At 71.9% G+C, this 16,585-nt stretch carries 16 protein-coding genes, 1 tRNA gene and 1 other RNA gene; 12 read left to right on the forward strand and 6 right to left on the reverse strand.

The features are described from left to right. Positions 1-99: 99 nt before the first annotated feature. Together FJK98_RS05305 and FJK98_RS05310 are read right to left on the reverse strand one after the other, a co-directional pair. Positions 100-681 carry an Rv3235 family protein gene (locus FJK98_RS05305; protein WP_145918032.1) on the reverse strand — a complete coding sequence of 194 codons (582 nt, stop codon included), beginning with the start codon at positions 679-681 and terminating at the stop codon, positions 100-102. 101 nt (positions 682-782) lie between these two features. Further along, positions 783-1,010 carry a helix-turn-helix domain-containing protein gene (locus FJK98_RS05310; protein WP_067306191.1) on the reverse strand — a complete coding sequence of 76 codons (228 nt, stop codon included), beginning with the start codon at positions 1,008-1,010 and terminating at the stop codon, positions 783-785. Positions 1,011-1,207: 197 nt separating this feature from the next. Between FJK98_RS05310 and FJK98_RS05315 the strand changes: the two genes are divergently transcribed. Further along, positions 1,208-1,717, forward strand: coding sequence for a hypothetical protein (locus FJK98_RS05315; protein ID WP_145918033.1), 510 nt, complete (start codon positions 1,208-1,210; stop codon positions 1,715-1,717). A gap of 10 nt (positions 1,718-1,727) precedes the next feature. Here FJK98_RS05315 and FJK98_RS05320 read toward each other — a convergent pair whose 3' ends face one another. Beyond that, complete coding sequence (locus FJK98_RS05320) at positions 1,728-2,714, reverse strand: hypothetical protein (RefSeq protein WP_145918034.1); 987 nt, start codon at positions 2,712-2,714, stop codon at positions 1,728-1,730. Between the two features lie 434 nt (positions 2,715-3,148). On the opposite strand from FJK98_RS05320, the gene pruA reads away from it, so the two are divergent. From pruA to FJK98_RS05360, 8 genes are all read left to right on the forward strand, one after another. Further along, positions 3,149-4,777, forward strand: a complete 1,629-nt coding sequence (pruA, locus tag FJK98_RS05325; RefSeq protein ID WP_145918035.1) for an L-glutamate gamma-semialdehyde dehydrogenase — start codon at positions 3,149-3,151, stop codon at positions 4,775-4,777. 219 nt (positions 4,778-4,996) lie between these two features. Next, entirely contained in the window at positions 4,997-5,512 is a 516-nt protein-coding gene (locus FJK98_RS05330) for a PadR family transcriptional regulator (RefSeq protein ID WP_145918036.1), read from the forward strand. A gap of 64 nt (positions 5,513-5,576) precedes the next feature. Then, positions 5,577-6,698, forward strand: coding sequence for a peptide chain release factor 2 (gene prfB, locus FJK98_RS05335; RefSeq protein WP_088642976.1), 1,122 nt, complete (start codon positions 5,577-5,579; stop codon positions 6,696-6,698). A gap of 118 nt (positions 6,699-6,816) precedes the next feature. Continuing rightward, positions 6,817-7,497 (forward strand): cell division ATP-binding protein FtsE, encoded by a 681-nt coding sequence (gene ftsE / locus FJK98_RS05340; protein ID WP_088642977.1) that lies wholly within the window; start codon positions 6,817-6,819, stop codon positions 7,495-7,497. Between the two features lie 70 nt (positions 7,498-7,567). Further along, entirely contained in the window at positions 7,568-8,443 is an 876-nt protein-coding gene (gene ftsX / locus FJK98_RS05345; RefSeq protein WP_088642978.1) for a permease-like cell division protein FtsX, read from the forward strand. 160 nt (positions 8,444-8,603) lie between these two features. Further along, positions 8,604-9,083 carry an SsrA-binding protein SmpB gene (smpB, locus tag FJK98_RS05350; protein WP_067306250.1) on the forward strand — a complete coding sequence of 160 codons (480 nt, stop codon included), beginning with the start codon at positions 8,604-8,606 and terminating at the stop codon, positions 9,081-9,083. A 105-nt stretch (positions 9,084-9,188) separates the two neighbouring features. Further along, positions 9,189-9,564, forward strand: a transfer-messenger RNA (tmRNA) gene (gene ssrA / locus FJK98_RS05355). Positions 9,565-9,927: 363 nt separating this feature from the next. Continuing rightward, positions 9,928-10,893, forward strand: a complete 966-nt coding sequence (locus FJK98_RS05360) for a hypothetical protein (RefSeq protein ID WP_145918037.1) — start codon at positions 9,928-9,930, stop codon at positions 10,891-10,893. 180 nt (positions 10,894-11,073) lie between these two features. Here the strand turns inward: FJK98_RS05360 and mdlC are convergent, their stop codons facing one another. Both mdlC and FJK98_RS05370 read right to left on the reverse strand, forming a co-directional pair. Beyond that, entirely contained in the window at positions 11,074-12,669 is a 1,596-nt protein-coding gene (mdlC, locus tag FJK98_RS05365; protein WP_145918038.1) for a benzoylformate decarboxylase, read from the reverse strand. A 163-nt stretch (positions 12,670-12,832) separates the two neighbouring features. Further along, positions 12,833-13,636 (reverse strand): S-methyl-5'-thioadenosine phosphorylase, encoded by an 804-nt coding sequence (locus tag FJK98_RS05370; protein ID WP_145918039.1) that lies wholly within the window; start codon positions 13,634-13,636, stop codon positions 12,833-12,835. A gap of 141 nt (positions 13,637-13,777) precedes the next feature. Between FJK98_RS05370 and FJK98_RS05375 the strand changes: the two genes are divergently transcribed. Both FJK98_RS05375 and FJK98_RS05380 read left to right on the forward strand, forming a co-directional pair. Next, positions 13,778-14,377 (forward strand): YqgE/AlgH family protein, encoded by a 600-nt coding sequence (locus FJK98_RS05375; RefSeq protein WP_088642982.1) that lies wholly within the window; start codon positions 13,778-13,780, stop codon positions 14,375-14,377. Positions 14,378-14,462: 85 nt separating this feature from the next. Next, a tRNA-Ala gene (locus FJK98_RS05380) sits at positions 14,463-14,535 on the forward strand. A 437-nt stretch (positions 14,536-14,972) separates the two neighbouring features. Here the strand turns inward: FJK98_RS05380 and FJK98_RS34500 are convergent. Then, a complete protein-coding gene (locus tag FJK98_RS34500) occupies positions 14,973-15,101 on the reverse strand; it encodes a hypothetical protein (protein WP_255470128.1) in 129 nt (42 codons plus the stop codon). A 513-nt stretch (positions 15,102-15,614) separates the two neighbouring features. On the opposite strand from FJK98_RS34500, the gene FJK98_RS05385 reads away from it, so the two are divergent. Next, on the forward strand, positions 15,615-16,580 hold the full coding sequence (locus FJK98_RS05385) for an ABC transporter substrate-binding protein (protein ID WP_168222386.1): 966 nt from the start codon (positions 15,615-15,617) through the stop codon (positions 16,578-16,580). Positions 16,581-16,585 lie beyond the last annotated feature (5 nt).

The following is a 16,585-nucleotide window of genomic DNA, read 5'->3' on the forward strand; positions in this document are numbered from 1 at the left end:
GGTTTGCGCCAGTTCGATCTTCAAGAATGACGCAAACCTCTTGATCAACACGGCCGGGCGGCCCACCCGGGCCGGGTGGGGGCGTCGGGTCGGGGCGGGTCAGATGACCTGGAGGGTGGTGCAGAGCCAGGTGCCCCGGTGGTGTTCGAGGCGCAGGGCCATCGCCCAGCTCCGGCCGCCGCCGGTGACCACGGCGGCCACCTCGACCGCCGCCGGGCGCGGCTGGCACACCCGCAGCCGGCGCAGGTGGACGGCGGGCCGGGTGGAGCGTCGGCGGACCGGCGGGGTGCGGGCGGCGGCGCGGGCGAGCTGCTCGGTCACCTCGACCGTGCGCCCCGGCTCGACCAGGGCCCGGATCTGGCCGGGTGGCCGGTAACCGTTGAGGATCTCCAGGCAGGTGCCGACGAACCGGTGGGCGGCCCGGGTCGCCTCGGGGGTGGTGGTGGCGGACGGCGGCAGGGGCGGGGCGGCCGGGTGCCCGGGTCGGGGCCGGGGATCGGGCCGACGGCCGGTCGGTCGGCCGACGGCGGACCGGCCCGTGCCGAACAGGTCGAGGGCGAGCTGTCCGGGTGGCCGGGGCCAGAGATCCGGCACCTCGTCGACGTAGGGCGGGTCGGCGACGGGGGCAGGGCGTAACCGGATCGGCGGCCGGGTCGGCCCCGGACGGCGGGAGTCGGCCATCGCTGCCCCCTCTTGTTTGCGTTTGCCTTCGTTTGCTTCCGACAGCGTCGATTGTCGGGCACGGCAACGCCCGGGGTCAATGGCTCAGCGGGATGGTCCGGTCACTCCGGGTCGCGGTCGGTGAGCGGGTTGCCGCGTACCCACTCGGCGGTCTCGGCGTACTTGAGCTGGATGTACTCCTCCAGCCGGGCCCGCTCCACCCGCCACTGTCCCCGTCCGCCGATCTTGATGGCGGGCAGCTCGCCGCTGCGTACCATGTGGTAGACCTGCGAGTCCGACACGTTCAGCTCGGCGGCCACGTCGGAGAGCAGGAGAAACCTCGGCTCCACGGAAACCCCTCGGCTTGGCGTCGTTCGGCCCAGTTTGCCACCGACAGCCTTCCCCGCCCAGCACCGCGCGTCCGACGGGTGCGGCGGCTTCCCCCGGGGCGGTGCGCGGTGTATGACGGTCTGGACGTACGGCATGATCGGCGTTCGGGGCGGCCACCCGCCGTCCCGGTGAGCGGAGACGACCAGGGGAGACGACGGTGGGCGACGAGCTGGTCCGGGTGTACGTACCGGCGACCGTGCCGATGCTGGCCCTGCTGCGGGAGCGGGGGCTGCCGGCCAGCGGCGGCCACGCGGTCACCCCCGGGCTGCGCGAGTGGTACGCCGAGGGCGACGAGGAGGAGTTGGAGTACGTCGCCTTCACCCGGGCCGCCCAGGACGCCCTGCAACTGCTCCGGGAGGACGCCGACGCGCCCCGCCGCCGGGTGGTGGTGTCGGTGGACCTGCCCGCCGGGGCCGTCGGCCGGGGTGACGGCGAACTGGGCTCCAGCGGGGTGGACCTCGACGGGCCGCTGCCGGCGTCGGCGGTGGCCGCGCTGCACGTGGACGGCACCGAGGCGGTCGGGGACGTGGCCGCCGCCGTGGACGTGGTGGTCGAGGCGCTCGCCGGTGACCCGGACGCCCAGTTCACGGTCGACGGTGTCGAGGACCACGAGCTGGAGTGGTACGACCCGTCCGAGTGGGAACTGCTGCTGCGTACCGCGTCCTGACCGGGCCGGGTCAGTCCCCGGCGGGGTGCTCCGGGTCGTCGTCGCGCGGGGCCGGGCCGAGGGTGCGGCCGAACAGGACGACGGTGGTCAACGCGCCCACGAAGAGCACCCAGATGCCGTTGTCGATCCGCGAGGTGCCCATGCTGGTCTGGGCCACCGCGTCCGCCTCGCTCAGCGCGCCCGCCAGATCCAGCAGGGTCCGCCCGCCGATCCGGATGATCACCTCGGTGAGCAGCAGGAGCAGGCCGGGCCCGGCCCCGGCGAGCAGGTAGGCGGGCCAGCGCGGGGCCGTGGCGTCGGGGGCGTGCCGGACGGCCCGGCGACGGGCCCAGGTGAGGTAGCCGAAGGCGAGCAGCCCGGCCACCAGCCCGCCGAGCAGCGACTCGGTGCGGGATACCCACTTCGCGGCGCCGACCAGCGACGCCTGGGAGTCGCCGGCGCCGAACAGGTCGAACAGCGGGTCCCGGGCCTGGCTGAACAGCACCACGAACAGCAGCGTGCCGAGGGCGGCGGTGACCACCGCGCCGACCGGGGCCGGGGTACGCGCCCCGGCGAGCGCCCCGCCGATGATGGCCGCCGCCGCGCTGGTGCCGGCGATGGTGTTGGTGGTGGCGTTGTCGGCGTACGTCAGGTTGATCGCCAGCGCGGTGCCCAGCCCGACCAGCATGCCGGCCCCGATCGCCGCGGCGAAGCGCAGCGCGGCCCGGTCGCCGAGCCGGCGGGCGGCCAGCTCGCTCGCGGCCAGCGCGACGGCCGCCCCGGCGACCAGGGCGGCGGAGATCACCCCGGGCAGGGCGAACGCGGACAGCGTGATCGCGGTGAGGCCGACCGCCGCCGAGTGGATCGCCTCCCGGGTGGACCAGAGCATCGCCGCCAGCCAGCCGAGGGCCAGCACCGCCAGCACGGGCGTGCCCGGGGCGTACCCGGTGCGCCCGGCCGGCTGCTCCGGCGACCGGTCGATGGACTCGGCCGTCGAGCTGCCGGGCTGGTTGCTCATCGTCTCCCCTTCGACACCGCGCCACCCCGGCACCGGGACGGGCCTCTCCCTCGCGAACTCGCGCGAACCAGCGTACGCGGACGGGCCGGACCGTCCCGGGCTGGGCGTGGAGGGCTCCCGGCCGGCCCGGGGCGCGGTACACCCGGTGCCGTCGCCGGGGCGTGCCGGCGGCGGCCGACCGGGTCGGTCCTCCTGCTTTTCTTCGTCCGGATCGTGCTTTCGGTGGGGAATCGTCACCGGACTGGGGGTGTTCGCCTCGTGATCCACGGTATGGGGCGGGCGGGGCGTGAGCCCCGCGAGCCGGGCGTGGGAGAATCGCCGGAGGTCCCGCCGCCGCGAACAGCCTCCCCGCGCGGTGTCCGGCGTCCGGCCGTCCGGTCGGTGCCTGCGGGTCCGATTTCGCCGCCGCTGTCGAGATCGCCCAGGAGCCTGTGATGGACGCCGTGTTCTCCGTACCCGAGCCGCGCAACGAGCCGGTACGCACCTACGAGCCGGGCAGCGCCGACGCCGAGCGGCTCCAGCGGAGGCTGACCGAGCTGGCCGCCGACCGGATCGACCTGCCGATGACCATCGCCGGCGAGCAGCGGATGGCCGGCGGCGACCCGATCGACGTGGTCCAGCCGCACCGGCACGCGCACATCCTCGGGGTCACCGGTCACGCCACCCACGACGACGCCCGCGCCGCCGTATGGGCCGCCAAGGACGCCGCGCCGATGTGGCGGGCGCTGCCGTTCGAGGAGCGGGCCGCGGTCTTCCTGCGCGCCGCCGAACTGCTGGCCGGCCCGTGGCGGGACACCCTCAACGCGGCCACCATGCTCGGCCAGTCCAAGACCGCCGTCCAGGCCGAGATCGACGCGGCCTGCGAGTTCATCGACTTCCTCCGGTTCAACGTGCACTTCGCCCGGGAGTTGCTGGCGGCCCAGCCGAACTCGTCGCCGGGGGTGTGGAACCGGTTCGACCACCGCCCGCTGGAGGGCTTCGTCTACGCGGTGACCCCGTTCAACTTCACCGCGATCGCCGGCAACCTGCCGTCCGCGCCGGCCCTGCTCGGCAACACCGTGGTCTGGAAGCCGGGCCCCACCCAGCAGTTCGCGGCGCACTTCACCATGCGGCTGTTCGAGGCGGCCGGCCTGCCCCCCGGCGTGATCAACATGGTCACCGGGCGGGGCGAGGAGGTCTCCGACGTGGTGCTCGCCGACCCGGACCTGGCCGGCATCCACTTCACCGGCTCCACCAAGGTCTTCCAGCAGCTGTGGCGCACGGTCGGCGAGAACATCGCCTCCTACCGGGGCTACCCCCGGCTGGTCGGCGAGACCGGCGGCAAGGACTTCGTCGTCGCGCACACCAGCGCCGACGTCGACGCCCTGCACACCGCGCTGATCCGGGGCGCCTACGAGTACCAGGGTCAGAAGTGCTCGGCGGCCTCGCGGGCGTACGTGCCCCGGTCGCTGTGGGAGGGCGGACTGCGCGACCGGCTGGCCGCCACCGCCGACGCGTTGACCTACGGCGACGTGACCGATTTCGGCAACTTCGGCGGCGCGGTGATCGACGCCCGCGCGTTCGACCGGCACACCGCCGCGCTGGAGCTGATCGCCGGGGACGACAGCTGCCGGGTGCTGGCCGGCGGCACCGCCGACGACTCGGTCGGGTGGTTCGTCCGGCCGACCCTGTTCGAGTGCGCCGACCCGGCCCACGAGACGTTCACCACCGAGTACTTCGGGCCGATCCTCGGCGTGCACGTCTTCGACGACGCCCGGTTCGACGACGTGGTCGCCCAGGCCGAGTCGATCGCGCCGTACGCGCTGACCGGGTCGGTCTTCGCCACCGACCGCCGGGTGATCGACACGGTGGCCGAGCGGATGCGGTACGCGGCCGGCAACTTCTACGTCAACGACAAGCCGACCGGGGCGGTGGTCGGGCAGCAGCCGTTCGGCGGCGCGCGGGCCAGCGGCACCAACGACAAGGCCGGCTCGTGGCACAACCTGGTCCGCTGGATGTCGCCCCGGACCATCAAGGAGACGTTCGTGCCGCCGACCGACCACACGTACCCGCACATGGGCTGAACCGGCGACGGCCGGCGGTGGCGTGCGACGACGTCCCCGCCGGCCGGCCCCGCCCGACCCGGCGACGGGCCGGCACGCCTCCGGCGGTCGGGTCCGGGGCGGCGGTCGGGGTGGTCCTGGGAGCACTGTCGTCGGCCGACAGTGCACATTGGAAATCCTCCCGGGTGGCAAATCCGGAAATCCTGGACGCCGGGACGGCAAAGTGGCAGCTTAGACGGCATGGCGGATTCCGGAGTCAACCCCACCGCGGCGGCCCTGCTGGGTCTGTTGCACGAGGGGCCGATGACAGGTGGCCAACTGATGGCCGCCGCTGAGCGCCGACTGGCGCCGTACTGGTCGATGACACGCAGCCAGGTCTACCGTGAGTTGCCGGTGCTGGCTGAGCGTGGTTTCGTGCGGCTGGGCAAGCCCGGGCCGCGGATGAGTCAACCCTACGCGATAACCGCGGCCGGCAAGCGGACCTTCTCCCGCTGGCTGGCGGAGAATCCCGGTCGGGACACCATCCGCAACCCGATCGCCCTGCGCATCGCGTTCGGCAACCTGCACTCGGCCAGCCAGCTCAAGAACCTCTACACCTCGGCGAACGAGTACCACACCGAGGCCCTCGCCTACGTGCGCGAACAGGTCAAGACCGCCAAGAAGGAGGGTGACGAGTACGACGCCAGCGCGCTGGAGTTCGCCGTCGCCTACCACAAGGCCGCGCTGTCCTGGCTCAAGACCGCCCCGGTCGGCTGATCATCCGCCCTGGTAGGTGGTGTGACGTGAGCGGACCGCCGCACGCACAGTACGCTTGTCTGTCGTGACCGCTGCCGATTACGCCGAACAGCTCAAGGAACTCGACGCGACCCTGCGCAACATCGAGTCGGTGCTCGACCTCGACCGTCTGCGGGAGGAGAAGGCCCGGCTGGAGGAGCAGGCGTCCGCGCCGGATCTCTGGGACGACCAGGCCAAGGCACAGCAGGTGACCTCGCAGTTGTCGTACGTGAACGGCGAGATCAGCAAGCTGGGCAGCCTGCGGTCCGGGCTCGACGACGCCCGGGTGCTGCTGGAGTTGGCCGAGGACGAGGCCGACTCCGGGGCGCTGGGCGAGGTCGAGTCCGAGATCGCCACGCTGACCAAGGCCATCCAGGAGATGGAGGTCCGCACCCTGCTCTCCGGCGAGTACGACTCCCGGGAGGCGCTGGTCGCCATCCGGGCGGGCGCCGGCGGGGTGGACGCGGCCGACTTCGCCGAGATGCTGCTGCGGATGTACCTGCGTTGGGCCGAGCGGCACGGCTACCCGACGGAGGTCTACGAGACCTCGTACGCCGAGGAGGCCGGCCTCAAGTCCGCCACCTTCACCGTCAAGGTGCCGTACGCCTACGGCACGCTCAGCGTCGAGTCGGGCACCCACCGGCTGGTCCGGATCAGCCCGTTCGACAACCAGGGCCGCCGGCAGACCAGCTTCGCCGGGGTGGAGGTGCTGCCGGTCACCGAGCAGACCGACCACATCGACATCCCGGAGAACGAGGTCCGGGTGGACGTCTACCGGTCCTCCGGGCCGGGTGGGCAGAGCGTCAACACCACCGACTCGGCGGTGCGGCTCACCCACATCCCCACCGGCATCGTGGTGACCTGCCAGAACGAGAAGTCCCAGCTCCAGAACAAGGCCTCCGCGATGCGGGTGCTCCAGTCCCGGCTGCTGGAGCGCAAGCGGCAGGAGGAGGAGGCGAAGCTGGCCGGCCTGAAGACCGGCAGCACCAGCTCCTGGGGCGACCAGATGCGCTCGTACGTCCTGCATCCTTATCAGATGGTGAAGGATCTGCGAACCGAGCAGGAGACCGGCAATCCGTCCTCGGTCTTCGACGGTGAGCTGGACAGCTTCATCGAAGCCGGTATCCGCTGGCGCAAGCAGCAGCAGCTCGCCAACGACGCTGCGTGATCGATCGTGAACGGGGCGCGTCGTCGATCCCGGGTTGACCGGGCGAATCGATGACGCGCCCCGCATCGGCGGGGCGTGCCACTTGGCTCTGCGGTTACACCGCGTAGACTCACCACCCGTGATTCAGCTTGAGCAAGTGACGAAGACGTACCCGAAGGCGTCCCGGCCTTCGCTCGACAACGTGTCCGTCTCGATCGAGAAGGGCGAGTTCGTCTTCTTCATCGGGCCATCCGGCTCCGGCAAGTCCACGATCATCAAGATGCTGCTGCACGAGGTCGCCCCCAACAAGGGCCGGGTCATCGTCAACGGCAAGGACGTCACGTCGATGCGCTCCTGGAAGCGACCCCACTTCCGGCGGTCCATCGGCTGCGTCTTCCAGGACTTCCGGCTGCTGCCGAACCGCACCGCCTACGAGAACGTGGCGTTCGCCCTGGAGGTGATCGGCAAGACCAAGGCGGTGGCCCGCCGGGTCGTGCCCGAGGTGTTGGAGCTGGTCGGTCTCGGTGGCAAGGAGCACCGGTACCCGCACGAGCTCTCCGGTGGCGAGCAGCAGCGGGTCGCGGTGGCGCGGGCGTTCGTGAACCGTCCGCTGATCCTGCTGGCGGACGAGCCGACCGGAAACCTGGACCCGGACACCTCGATCGAGATCATGCGCCTGCTGGACCGGATCAACCGCACCGGCACGACCGTCGTGATGGTCACACACGACTCCAACATCGTGAACCAGATGCGCCGTCGCGTCGTCGAGATCGAAAGCGGCCGCATCGTGCGCGACCAGGCCCGCGGCGTCTACGGGTGAGCCGGCGCTCCACCCCTGCCGTACGACCTGACGACGAACACCTCACGCCGGAGAGCCGGAGGAACACCCGATGCGGATGAAGTACGTCCTGTCCGAGGTACTGGTCGGACTGTGGCGCAACGTCACCATGACCGTCGCGATGATCATCACGATGGCGGTCTCGCTGACCATGCTCGGCGCCAGTGGCCTGATGTACAAGCAGGTCGGCGACATGAAGGACCTCTACTACAAGAACGTCGAAGTCTCGATCTTCCTGAAGACCGACGTCACCGAGCAGCAGCGCACCGACCTCGACGCCAAGCTGAAGAGCGACCCCCTGGTCAAGGAGGTCCTCTACGTCAACAAGGACGAGGCGTACAAGACCTTCAAGGAGATGTACCAGGACGCGCCCGACCTGGTGAACGCCGTGAAGCCGGACCTGCTCCCCGAGTCGTTCCGGCTGAAGCTGGTCAACCCGGAGCAGTACAAGAACATCTACGACCAGTACCAGGGCACCGAGGGCGTCGACGTGATCGTCGACCAGAGCCGGCTGCTGGACAAGATCTTCAACGTGCTCACCGCGATCCAGAACATCGCGCTGGCCGCCGCCGTGGTGATGGCGATCGCCGCGCTGCTGCTCGTCGCGAACACCATCCAGGTGGCCGCGTACAGCAAGCGGCGTGAGGTCGCGGTCATGAAGCTGGTCGGCGCGTCGAACTGGTTCATCCAGGCGCCGTTCGTGCTGGAGGCGGTGGTCGCCGGCCTGATCGGCTCGGTGCTGGGCCTGATCGCGCTGATCGGGGCGAAGCAACTGCTGTTCAGCGGCTCGTTGAAGGCGCTGGAGGGGCTGCTCTCGCCCGTCCAGTGGTCGGACATCTTCCTGATGTTCCCGCTGATGGCCGGCGTCGGTGGCCTGATCAGCGCCGCCACCGCCTGGGTCACGCTCCGCTTCTACCTGCGGGTCTAGTCACGCTTCCACCTGCGGGTCTGTTCACCGCAGGGCTCTCCGTGGGGACCCTCCCGGGCCGGGAAGAAACGGCGCGGGAGGGTCCTTGTCGTTCGGGTAGCATGATCCCCGCTCACCGGCCGGGTGGTCGGTGCGCGTAGTGGAAGGGGGGTGGCGCCGGATGCCACGGGAAAAGGGTCGCAAGGTGGTCGCCTCCAATCGGAAGGCCCGCCACGACTACGCCATCCTCGACACGTACGAGGCGGGCATGGCGTTGACCGGCACCGAGGTCAAGTCGCTGCGCGCCGGCCGGGCCTCGCTGGTCGACGCGTTCGCCCAGGAACGTGACGGCGAGCTGTTCCTGCACGGCATGCACATCCCGGAGTACACCCAGGGCACCTGGACCAACCACGAGCCCCGGCGTACCCGCAAGCTGCTGCTCAAGCGGCTGGAGATCGACAAGTTGATCGGCAAGACCCGCGAGGGTGGCCTGACCATGGTCCCGTTGCAGGTCTACTTCTCCGACGGCTGGGCCAAGGTGGAGATCGCCCTGGCCAAGGGCAAGAAGTCGTACGACAAGCGGCAGGACCTCGCCAAGCGGGACGCCGACCGGGAGATCGCCCGGGTGTCGGGTCGGCGCGGCAAGGGGATGGACGACTGATTCATCCCGTTTGTCCAGGTCGGCGCGCCGGCCCGGGGCTCGGGATGAAACCCGTTGCGGCAGGCGTTAGTCTGGTCAGTGCCGCCACAACCGGCGGCCCGTCGAGGGGGTGACTGGTTTCGACTTCGTACGCAGCGACAGGGGAAGCGAGCCGAGGAAGCCGACGTCGTCTCGAGAATCGGTCGTCGGAAACCAATAAGCGCCAAGAACAATCGCGCTGACTTCGCTCTCGCCGCCTGAGGCGAGTAGCAAGTCTGTCGGCCTGGGAGCGCCTTCGACCCAGTTAGCCGGCATCAGCTAGAAGGCTGGCCAATCGGACCCGGTCGCGGGGTCCGTGCGGCGAGATCAATCAGCGACTGGGCCCGTCACACCAACTTGCTCGCGTGAGCGGTGGGGCCGAGTAGAGGCATAGCGAGCTGCGCTCGGAGAAGCCCTGACAAACCGGCGAAGGACCCGGGTTCGATTCCCGGCACCTCCACCACCTCGATATGCGCCCCGGTCCCCAAGGACCGGGGCGCATCACTGTTCCCCCTCCCGGCCGTCCCGCCTCCCCTGGTCCACCCCCGGGCTGGCCTCGTCCGCCCCGCTGTTCCGCTCCGCCTTGATCCGCCCCGCCCCGCCTCGCTTCGCCCCGCGCCTCGCCCCGCGTCGCTTCGCCCCGCCTCGCCTCGTTGATCAAGAGGTTTGCGTCAAGGTTGGAGATCAACTTGACGCAAACCTCTTGATCAACGGGGCCGGGCCCGGGCGCATGGTCCTGATCAACGGGGCGGGTCCGGGTGGGACGGGCGGGGCCAGTTGCTGGGAGGGAGGGAACCGGGAGGGGGCGGGTGGGCGTCTCAGGGGGATGCGGCGAATCGTAGGGCTGGCGTGGGGGTTGGGGCTCCTGGTGGCGGTGGGTGGGTGTGCGGCAGCCGGGTCTGTGCCCGGTGGGGCGGGGGACGGTGGGGCGGTCGGGGGTGATCCGGGGCGGCAGCGGGAGGCGTTCGACGAGCGCGCCGCCGAGGTCGCCGGGGCGTGGCGGCCCGGCCCCGACTGGTCGAGCGGGTACCTGCCGTTGCAGGACGCCACGGTGCTCACCGGCCAACCCGGCTTCGACGCCGGCACCGAGGCGGCCTTCCGCGCCGGCTGGTACCGGGACCAGATCGCGCTGCCGACCGACGTACCCGCCGACGGGGCGATCCGGTTCCCCGACGGCGCCCTGACCGTTCCCCTGATCAGCGCCGCCGAGGCGTACCGGCAGCTCGACCAGGGGGACCCGCCGCCGTGCGAGGGGCGACCCCGGGGACCACGGACCCCCGAACCCACCGTCGGCGCCCGGCCGGACGATCCCGTCTCCACCCAGGCGGCCTGCATCCCGCTCACGGTCACCGGGGCCACCCTGGGCACCGCCGAGGTGCGTACCAGCCGGGGGGTCGCCGCCGTACCCGCCTGGATCTTCACCGTGGCGGAGCTGACCAGCCCGGTGGCCCGCCTGGCGGTGGCGCCCCGGGCGGTCACCGCCGCCCCGGGGCCCGCCACCCCGAACCGGCCCCTGCCGGCCGGGGTGGCCGGTGCCGACCAGCTCCGACGGGTCGACGGCGCCCGGCTGACGTACACGGTGGGCATGGGTGCCTGCGACAGCGGGCCCACCGCCCTGGTGCGGGAGAGCGGCGACGTGGTGGTGGTCGGCGGCGGGGTGGCCCGGGGCGCCGGGGAGTGCATCGACCTGGCGGTGCTCAAGCCGGTCACCGTGACGTTGGCGGCCCCGCTCGGCAAACGCCCGGTGCTCGACGTCGCCACCGGCCGGGTGCTCACCCTCACCACCCACTGACACGCCCGACCGTCCTCGCACCCGGACTCCCCGTTCGGACGTCTCCCGCCCGTGTTGATCAAGAAGTTCGCGTCACATCGCCCGCCCAGGATGACGTAAACCTCTTGATCAACGCGGGTGAGCGGGGCGGGGCGGGGCGAGGCGAGGCCGGCGGGGCGGGGGCGGAGGGTGGCGGGGGGATCAGAGGAGGGTGGGGATGGTGGTGCTGATCGGGGTGGGGAGCACGGTGGGGACGTCGGCGCGTAGTGCCTCGGTGAGCGCGTCGGCCAGGTCGGGCAGCGCGTCGACGACCCGGGTGGCGCAGCCGTAGCCCCGGGCGATGGCGGTGAGGTCCAGGCCCGGCAGGTCCAGGCCGGGCACCCCCGGGGTGGACTTCAGCTCGGCGAACGCCTTGAGGATGGCGTACTGCTGGTTCACCGGGACCAGGACGACCACCGGCAGCCGCAGCCGCGCGGCGGTCCACAATGCCTGTACGGAGTAGTGGAAGGAGCCGTCCCCGATCACCGCGACCACCGGCCGGCCCCGCCCGGTGTCCCGCTCGGCGAGGGCGATGCCCACGGCGGCGGGCAGCCCGTAGCCGAGCCCGCCGCTGGCCATGGTGAAGTACGACGCCGGGCGGGTCACCGGGAGCCGACGCCGCAGCGCCGCGAGGTTGGACGGTGACTCCTGCACCAGCACCCCGTCGGCGGGCCAGCAGGCGGCCAGCGCGGCGAAGAGCGCGTCCGCGTCGGGCGGGTCGCCGGTGCCGGGCGGTTCCGGCGTCGGGCGGGGCGGCGGCGTCGGCCGGTCGGCCGCCGGCAGCAGGTCCAGCAGCGCGGCCAGGGTCAGCCCGGCGTCACCGAGCAGGCTGTCGCCCACCGGGGCCCGCGCCGCCTCGTCCGCGTCGTCGGTGACGTGCAGCAGCCGGGCCCCGGGCGGCAGGTGGTCGCCGGGCACGTGCGGGTAGTAGCGGAACACCGGCGCGCCGACCACCAGCACCACGTCGTGCCCGGTGAGCTTCTCGGCCAGCGGGGCGATCGCGTACGGCAGCACCCCCCGGTAGTGCGGGTGGTGCTCCGGGAAGGCGGCCCGCTCCGGCGCCGGCGCGGACCAGACCGGCGCGGCGAGCCGCTCGGCCACCGCCGCCGCCACCGGCCAGGCGGCGGCCCGGTCCACCGCCGCGCCGAGCACCAGCACCGGGTTGCGGGCGGCGGCGAGCAGCGCGGCGAACTCCCGCAGCCGACGCGGGTCGGGGGCGAACCGGGTGGCCACCGTCCGCACCTGCGGCGGCGGGTCCGCCGGCTGGTGCCAGTCGTCCAACGGCAGGGAGAGGTAGACCGGGCCGCTCGGTGGTTGGGCCGCCGTGGCGTACGCCCGCATGAACGCCGCCGGAACGTCCTGCGCCCGCACCGGCTCGTGGCTCCACTTCACGTACGGCTGGGGCAGCTCGGTGGGGTGCCGGTTGGCCAGCCGGGGCTCCATCAGCAGCATCTCCCGGCTCTGCTGCCCGGCGGAGACGATCAGCGGCGTCCGGTTGTGCCAGGCGGTGACCAGGTTGCCCATGCCGTTGCCGGTGCCCGGGGCGGTGTGCAGGTTGACGTGCGCCGGCCGGCCGGTGGCCTGGGCGTACCCGTCGGCCATGGCGACCGCCGACGCCTCGTGCAGGGCGTGCACGTAACGGAAGTCGGCCGGGAAGTCCTGGAGGAACGGCTCCTCGGTCGAGCCGGGGTTGCCGAAGACCGTGGTCAGGCCGAGGGCGCGGAGCAGGTCGTAGGTGGTCTCCCGGACGGTCGCCATCGCCCTCCGCCTCCGTGTCCCCGGCCCGTCCGGTGTCCGCCGGGACCGGACCCCTGACCTGCCGAATCTATCGGGCGGCAGGCGGCGCTCCGCGCGCTTTGCCGGCGATTGCCCTGTCCGGGGGCGTGCCGGGCGCGCGTCGCGCCAGCTGTACGGCGACGGGTCAGGGGAGGGGGAACGGGGTGCGGATGCCGTCCAGCGCGTGCCCGCAGGGGCAGTCGCGGTCGGTGGGCAGGGCGGCCACCGCGTCCAGCAGCACGCCGCGCAGCCGGTCGGTGTTCTCGCCGAAGACCCGGAACACCTCCTCCTGGGTGACCGAGTCGCCCGCCTCCACCCCGGCGTCCAGATCGGTGACCAGGGCGATGGAGGTGTAGCAGAGGGCCAGTTCGCGGGCGAGCACCGCCTCCGGGTGGCCGGTCATGTTGACCACCGTGCCGCCCATCGCGGCGTACCAGCGGGATTCCGCACGGGTGGAGAAGCGGGGCCCCTCGACCACCACCACCGTGCCGCCGTCGACCGCCGGCACGTCGCGCCCGGCCGCCGCGCCGAGCAGGGTACGCCGCCCCACCGGGCAGTACGGGTCACCGAACGCCACGTGCACCGCGCCCTGGTCGTAGTAGGTCTGCACCCGGCCGCTGGTGCGGTCGATCAGCTGGTCGGGCACCACGAACGTGCCGGGGCCCAACTCGGGACGCAGCCCGCCGACGGCACAGGGGGCGAGCACCTGGCGTACTCCCAACGTGCGCAGTGCCCACAGGTTCGCCCGGTACGGAATCAGGTGCGGGGGGTGGCGGTGATCACGCCCGTGCCGGGGCAGGAAGGCCACCGACCGGCCGCCCACGGTGGCGATGGTGAGCACGTCCGAGGGGGCGCCGTACGGGGTCTCGACCTGGTGTTCCGTGGCGTCGTCGAGGAGCGCGTACAGCCCCGAACCGCCGATCACCGCGATGTCCGCCGTCGGTCCCATCGATCCTCCCTCGACCGCCCTCGATCACCTGTCGGTCAGACCTTAGCCACCGCACCGGGTGCAGGCTATGGTGCCAGGCATGGCGGTGAGAGCACAGATGGTCGGTGGTGCCCGGTTGTCGGACCCGGTGCGCGGCTGACGATGTCCGAGACGCAGGGGGAGGGACCGGCGATCAGCGGTCGTGCCGTGGAGTCGATGACGGGGCGGCTGCTGGTCGCGACGCCGGCCCTCAAGGACCCGAACTTCGATCGTACGGTGGTGCTGCTGGTCGCCCACGAGGCCAACGGGGCGCTCGGGGTGGTGCTCAACCGGGCCACCGAGGTGGCCGTCGCGGACGTCCTCGGCGAGTGGAGCGATCTCGCCCGGCACCCGGCGGTGCTCTTCGAGGGCGGCCCGGTGCAGCCGGAGTCGGCGATCTGCCTGGCCCGGATGCGTCATCCGATGCGCCGGCTGAAGGGTTTCCAGCCGATCTCCGGCGCGGTCGGCACCGTCGACCTGTCCTCCGATCCGGAACGGATGCGCGACAGCATCGGCGGCATCCGGGTCTTCGCCGGCTACTCCGGTTGGGGGTCCGGGCAACTGGAGCAGGAGATCGAGGACGGCTCCTGGTTCGTGCTCGACGCGCTGCCCGGTGACGCCTTCGTCGACCGCCCGGACGACCTCTGGCCGATGGTGCTGCGCCGGCAGGGCGGCATGATGGCGGCGGTCGCGCACTTCCCGCCGGACGTGGCGTTGAACTGATCCGCCGGGGACCCCCGCGAGATGACCATGCTCGGCCGCGTGTGTATAGTTCTCTCCGTGCCCGGGCGACCGGGGACGACCGCAAGGGGCCGTGGCGCAGCTGGTAGCGCACCACACTGGCAGTGTGGGGGTCAGGGGTTCGAGTCCCCTCGGCTCCACCCTTGAGGCAACAGGTCAGCGGCCTGGTCGAGCATCGACCGGGCCGCTTTTCCGTGTCCGGCCCCGGCTGACGACGCCGTCCCGGGCCAGGGGCGGCGTGAGTCGACGGGCTGACGATGTCGGCCACCCCGGCGTCGGCTGGGGTCGGTAACGCGGGGTGGCCGGTCGTCGTGACTACGCCCGTACCGGGCCGGCCACCCGCGCGATGGGGTGTGGGGACCGGCCCACCTGCCCGGCTGGGGTCGCGGGGGTGGGCGGGTCTCCTGCGCCGGGGCCGGCGGGACGGCGGAGGGGCCGTCCCGGGTGCGGGGCGAGGGGCTGCCACAGCTTCCGGGGTGCTGGGGTCACCGACGACGGGCGGCTCGGCCACGGTGTGGACAGGAGCGGCCGACGCGGCCGGATCTGGGCAGGGTGCGCCGGGGCGCGGAGTTGCCGATCAGAACGGGACGAGCGCCTTGCCCGCGCCGGTGCCGGGGCGGATGGCGGGGAACTCCGGTCCCTTCCAGTGGCCGATCGGCGCGCGGGAGATGGCGGGAACGGCCGCGACGGGCTCTTCCACGCTCATGTCCACTCCCGGGGGCCGACGGCATCTGGTGGAGAAGCTAGCCGCCGCTGTGGGCCCGGTCAACCAGGGGAGACGTATCGTTACCTGCGCGTTCGCCGGTGCGGCCGAGGTGCCGGCACCCGTCGTGTTGACGCAATGCGAGATAACATTCCGCATCTTGACAGGGGTTTTCGTGCCCCGTACCTTCGCTGCAAGTCGGCGAGGCGTCAGGGTGCTGCTGGGGTGCAGCCCGACCGCCCGAACCGACCGTGACCAGCGTTGCCCGGCCATGCCGTGACGCCGTCTGCGGTTCTCGCGGCCCTGATTGATCTCTCCCAATCTGGCAATTCAGGCATTCAGCACCATCACCAGTCGATGCAGTTCGCGTCGGACCCGCGCCGCAGCAGCCAGGCGGCCGTATCCGTCGCGGCGGAGCCGTCCCTTCGTATCCACCGAACGCCCCCACCCCTGCCACCGCCGGCATCGGCGGCGGGAGACGTCGGGGGCACGCGCGAAGCACATAGGAGCATCACGATGAACACACGACGTACCGGTGCGATGGTCGCCCTCGCCGCGCTGCTCTTCACGAGCGCCTGCGGGGGCGCCGAAGGCGCTGCGGACAACGCGGACGGCACCACGAAGGTCTCCGTCACGACGTTCGGCTGCGAAATCTGGAACACCTGGGCGATCGGGAAGGGCGTCTACGGCAAGCACCGCCTCGACGTCGAACTGGTCCGCTCCGGGGGCGGCTCGGCGGCGGTCGCCGCGGTCCTGTCCGGCGCGGCCGACTTCGGCTACGTCAACGGCTACACCGCGATCAACGCCTACAACACCGGCTTCCCGATCCAGATGGTCTCCGGGGTGAACGTCAACGCGCTGCCGCCGGCCAAGCCCGCGCAGGGCGTCTTCGTCGGCAAGGACTCCCCGATCAAGACAGCCGCCGACCTCGCCGGCAAGAAGATCGCGGTCAACGAGATCAACGGCATCAACCAGATCGTCACCGCGAGCTGGCTGAAGGCCAACGGCGTCGCTCCGGACAGCGTCAGCTTCGTGGCGCTGCCCTTCGCCGAGCAGGTCCCCGCCGTGCTCAGTGGACGGGTCGACGCCGCCCAACTGGGCTACTCGCTGCTGGGCAACAACAACGACAACGTACGCAGCCTGGCCGACCCCTTCGCCAGCAGCGACAAGATCTACATCGCGACCTACATCGCCGCCAAGAGTTTCGTCGGCAAGGGCGACGCCGCCAAGCGCTTCCACGAGGCGATCACCGAGACCGCGCAGCAGCTCAGCGACCCGGCCAACACCGACGAGGCGTTCCGGTTGCTCTCCGAGTGCCAGAAGGTGCCGGCGGAAACCCTTGCCGCACAACCGCAGAACGCCCTCGAAGCGGCGGTCGACGTCGCCGCGCTGGACCGGATGGCCCAGCAGATGGTCGACCTGAAGATGCTCCAGAAGAAGCCCGACCTGGGGCCCTTCGTCACCGACTTCGCGCGGTCCTGAACTGT

Source organism: Micromonospora sp. HM134 (assembly GCF_007833915.1).
Taxonomy (GTDB): Bacteria; Actinomycetota; Actinomycetes; order Mycobacteriales; family Micromonosporaceae; genus Micromonospora; species Micromonospora wenchangensis.

Coding starts and splice junctions, on each gene's coding strand:
- FJK98_RS05370 (WP_145918039.1), bottom strand. CDS start 13,636: ATGGGACCGACGGCGGACATCGCGGTGATCGGCGGTTCGGGGCTGTAC.
- FJK98_RS05305 (WP_145918032.1), bottom strand. CDS start 681: ATGGCCGACTCCCGCCGTCCGGGGCCGACCCGGCCGCCGATCCGGTTA.
- FJK98_RS05360 (WP_145918037.1), top strand. CDS start 9,928: ATGCGGCGAATCGTAGGGCTGGCGTGGGGGTTGGGGCTCCTGGTGGCG.
- ftsX (WP_088642978.1), top strand. CDS start 7,568: ATGCGGATGAAGTACGTCCTGTCCGAGGTACTGGTCGGACTGTGGCGC.
- FJK98_RS05385 (WP_168222386.1), top strand. CDS start 15,615: ATGAACACACGACGTACCGGTGCGATGGTCGCCCTCGCCGCGCTGCTC.
- smpB (WP_067306250.1), top strand. CDS start 8,604: ATGCCACGGGAAAAGGGTCGCAAGGTGGTCGCCTCCAATCGGAAGGCC.
- FJK98_RS05375 (WP_088642982.1), top strand. CDS start 13,778: ATGTCCGAGACGCAGGGGGAGGGACCGGCGATCAGCGGTCGTGCCGTG.
- FJK98_RS05320 (WP_145918034.1), bottom strand. CDS start 2,714: ATGAGCAACCAGCCCGGCAGCTCGACGGCCGAGTCCATCGACCGGTCG.
- mdlC (WP_145918038.1), bottom strand. CDS start 12,669: ATGGCGACCGTCCGGGAGACCACCTACGACCTGCTCCGCGCCCTCGGC.
- pruA (WP_145918035.1), top strand. CDS start 3,149: ATGGACGCCGTGTTCTCCGTACCCGAGCCGCGCAACGAGCCGGTACGC.
- FJK98_RS05330 (WP_145918036.1), top strand. CDS start 4,997: ATGGCGGATTCCGGAGTCAACCCCACCGCGGCGGCCCTGCTGGGTCTG.
- FJK98_RS34500 (WP_255470128.1), bottom strand. CDS start 15,101: ATGAGCGTGGAAGAGCCCGTCGCGGCCGTTCCCGCCATCTCCCGCGCG.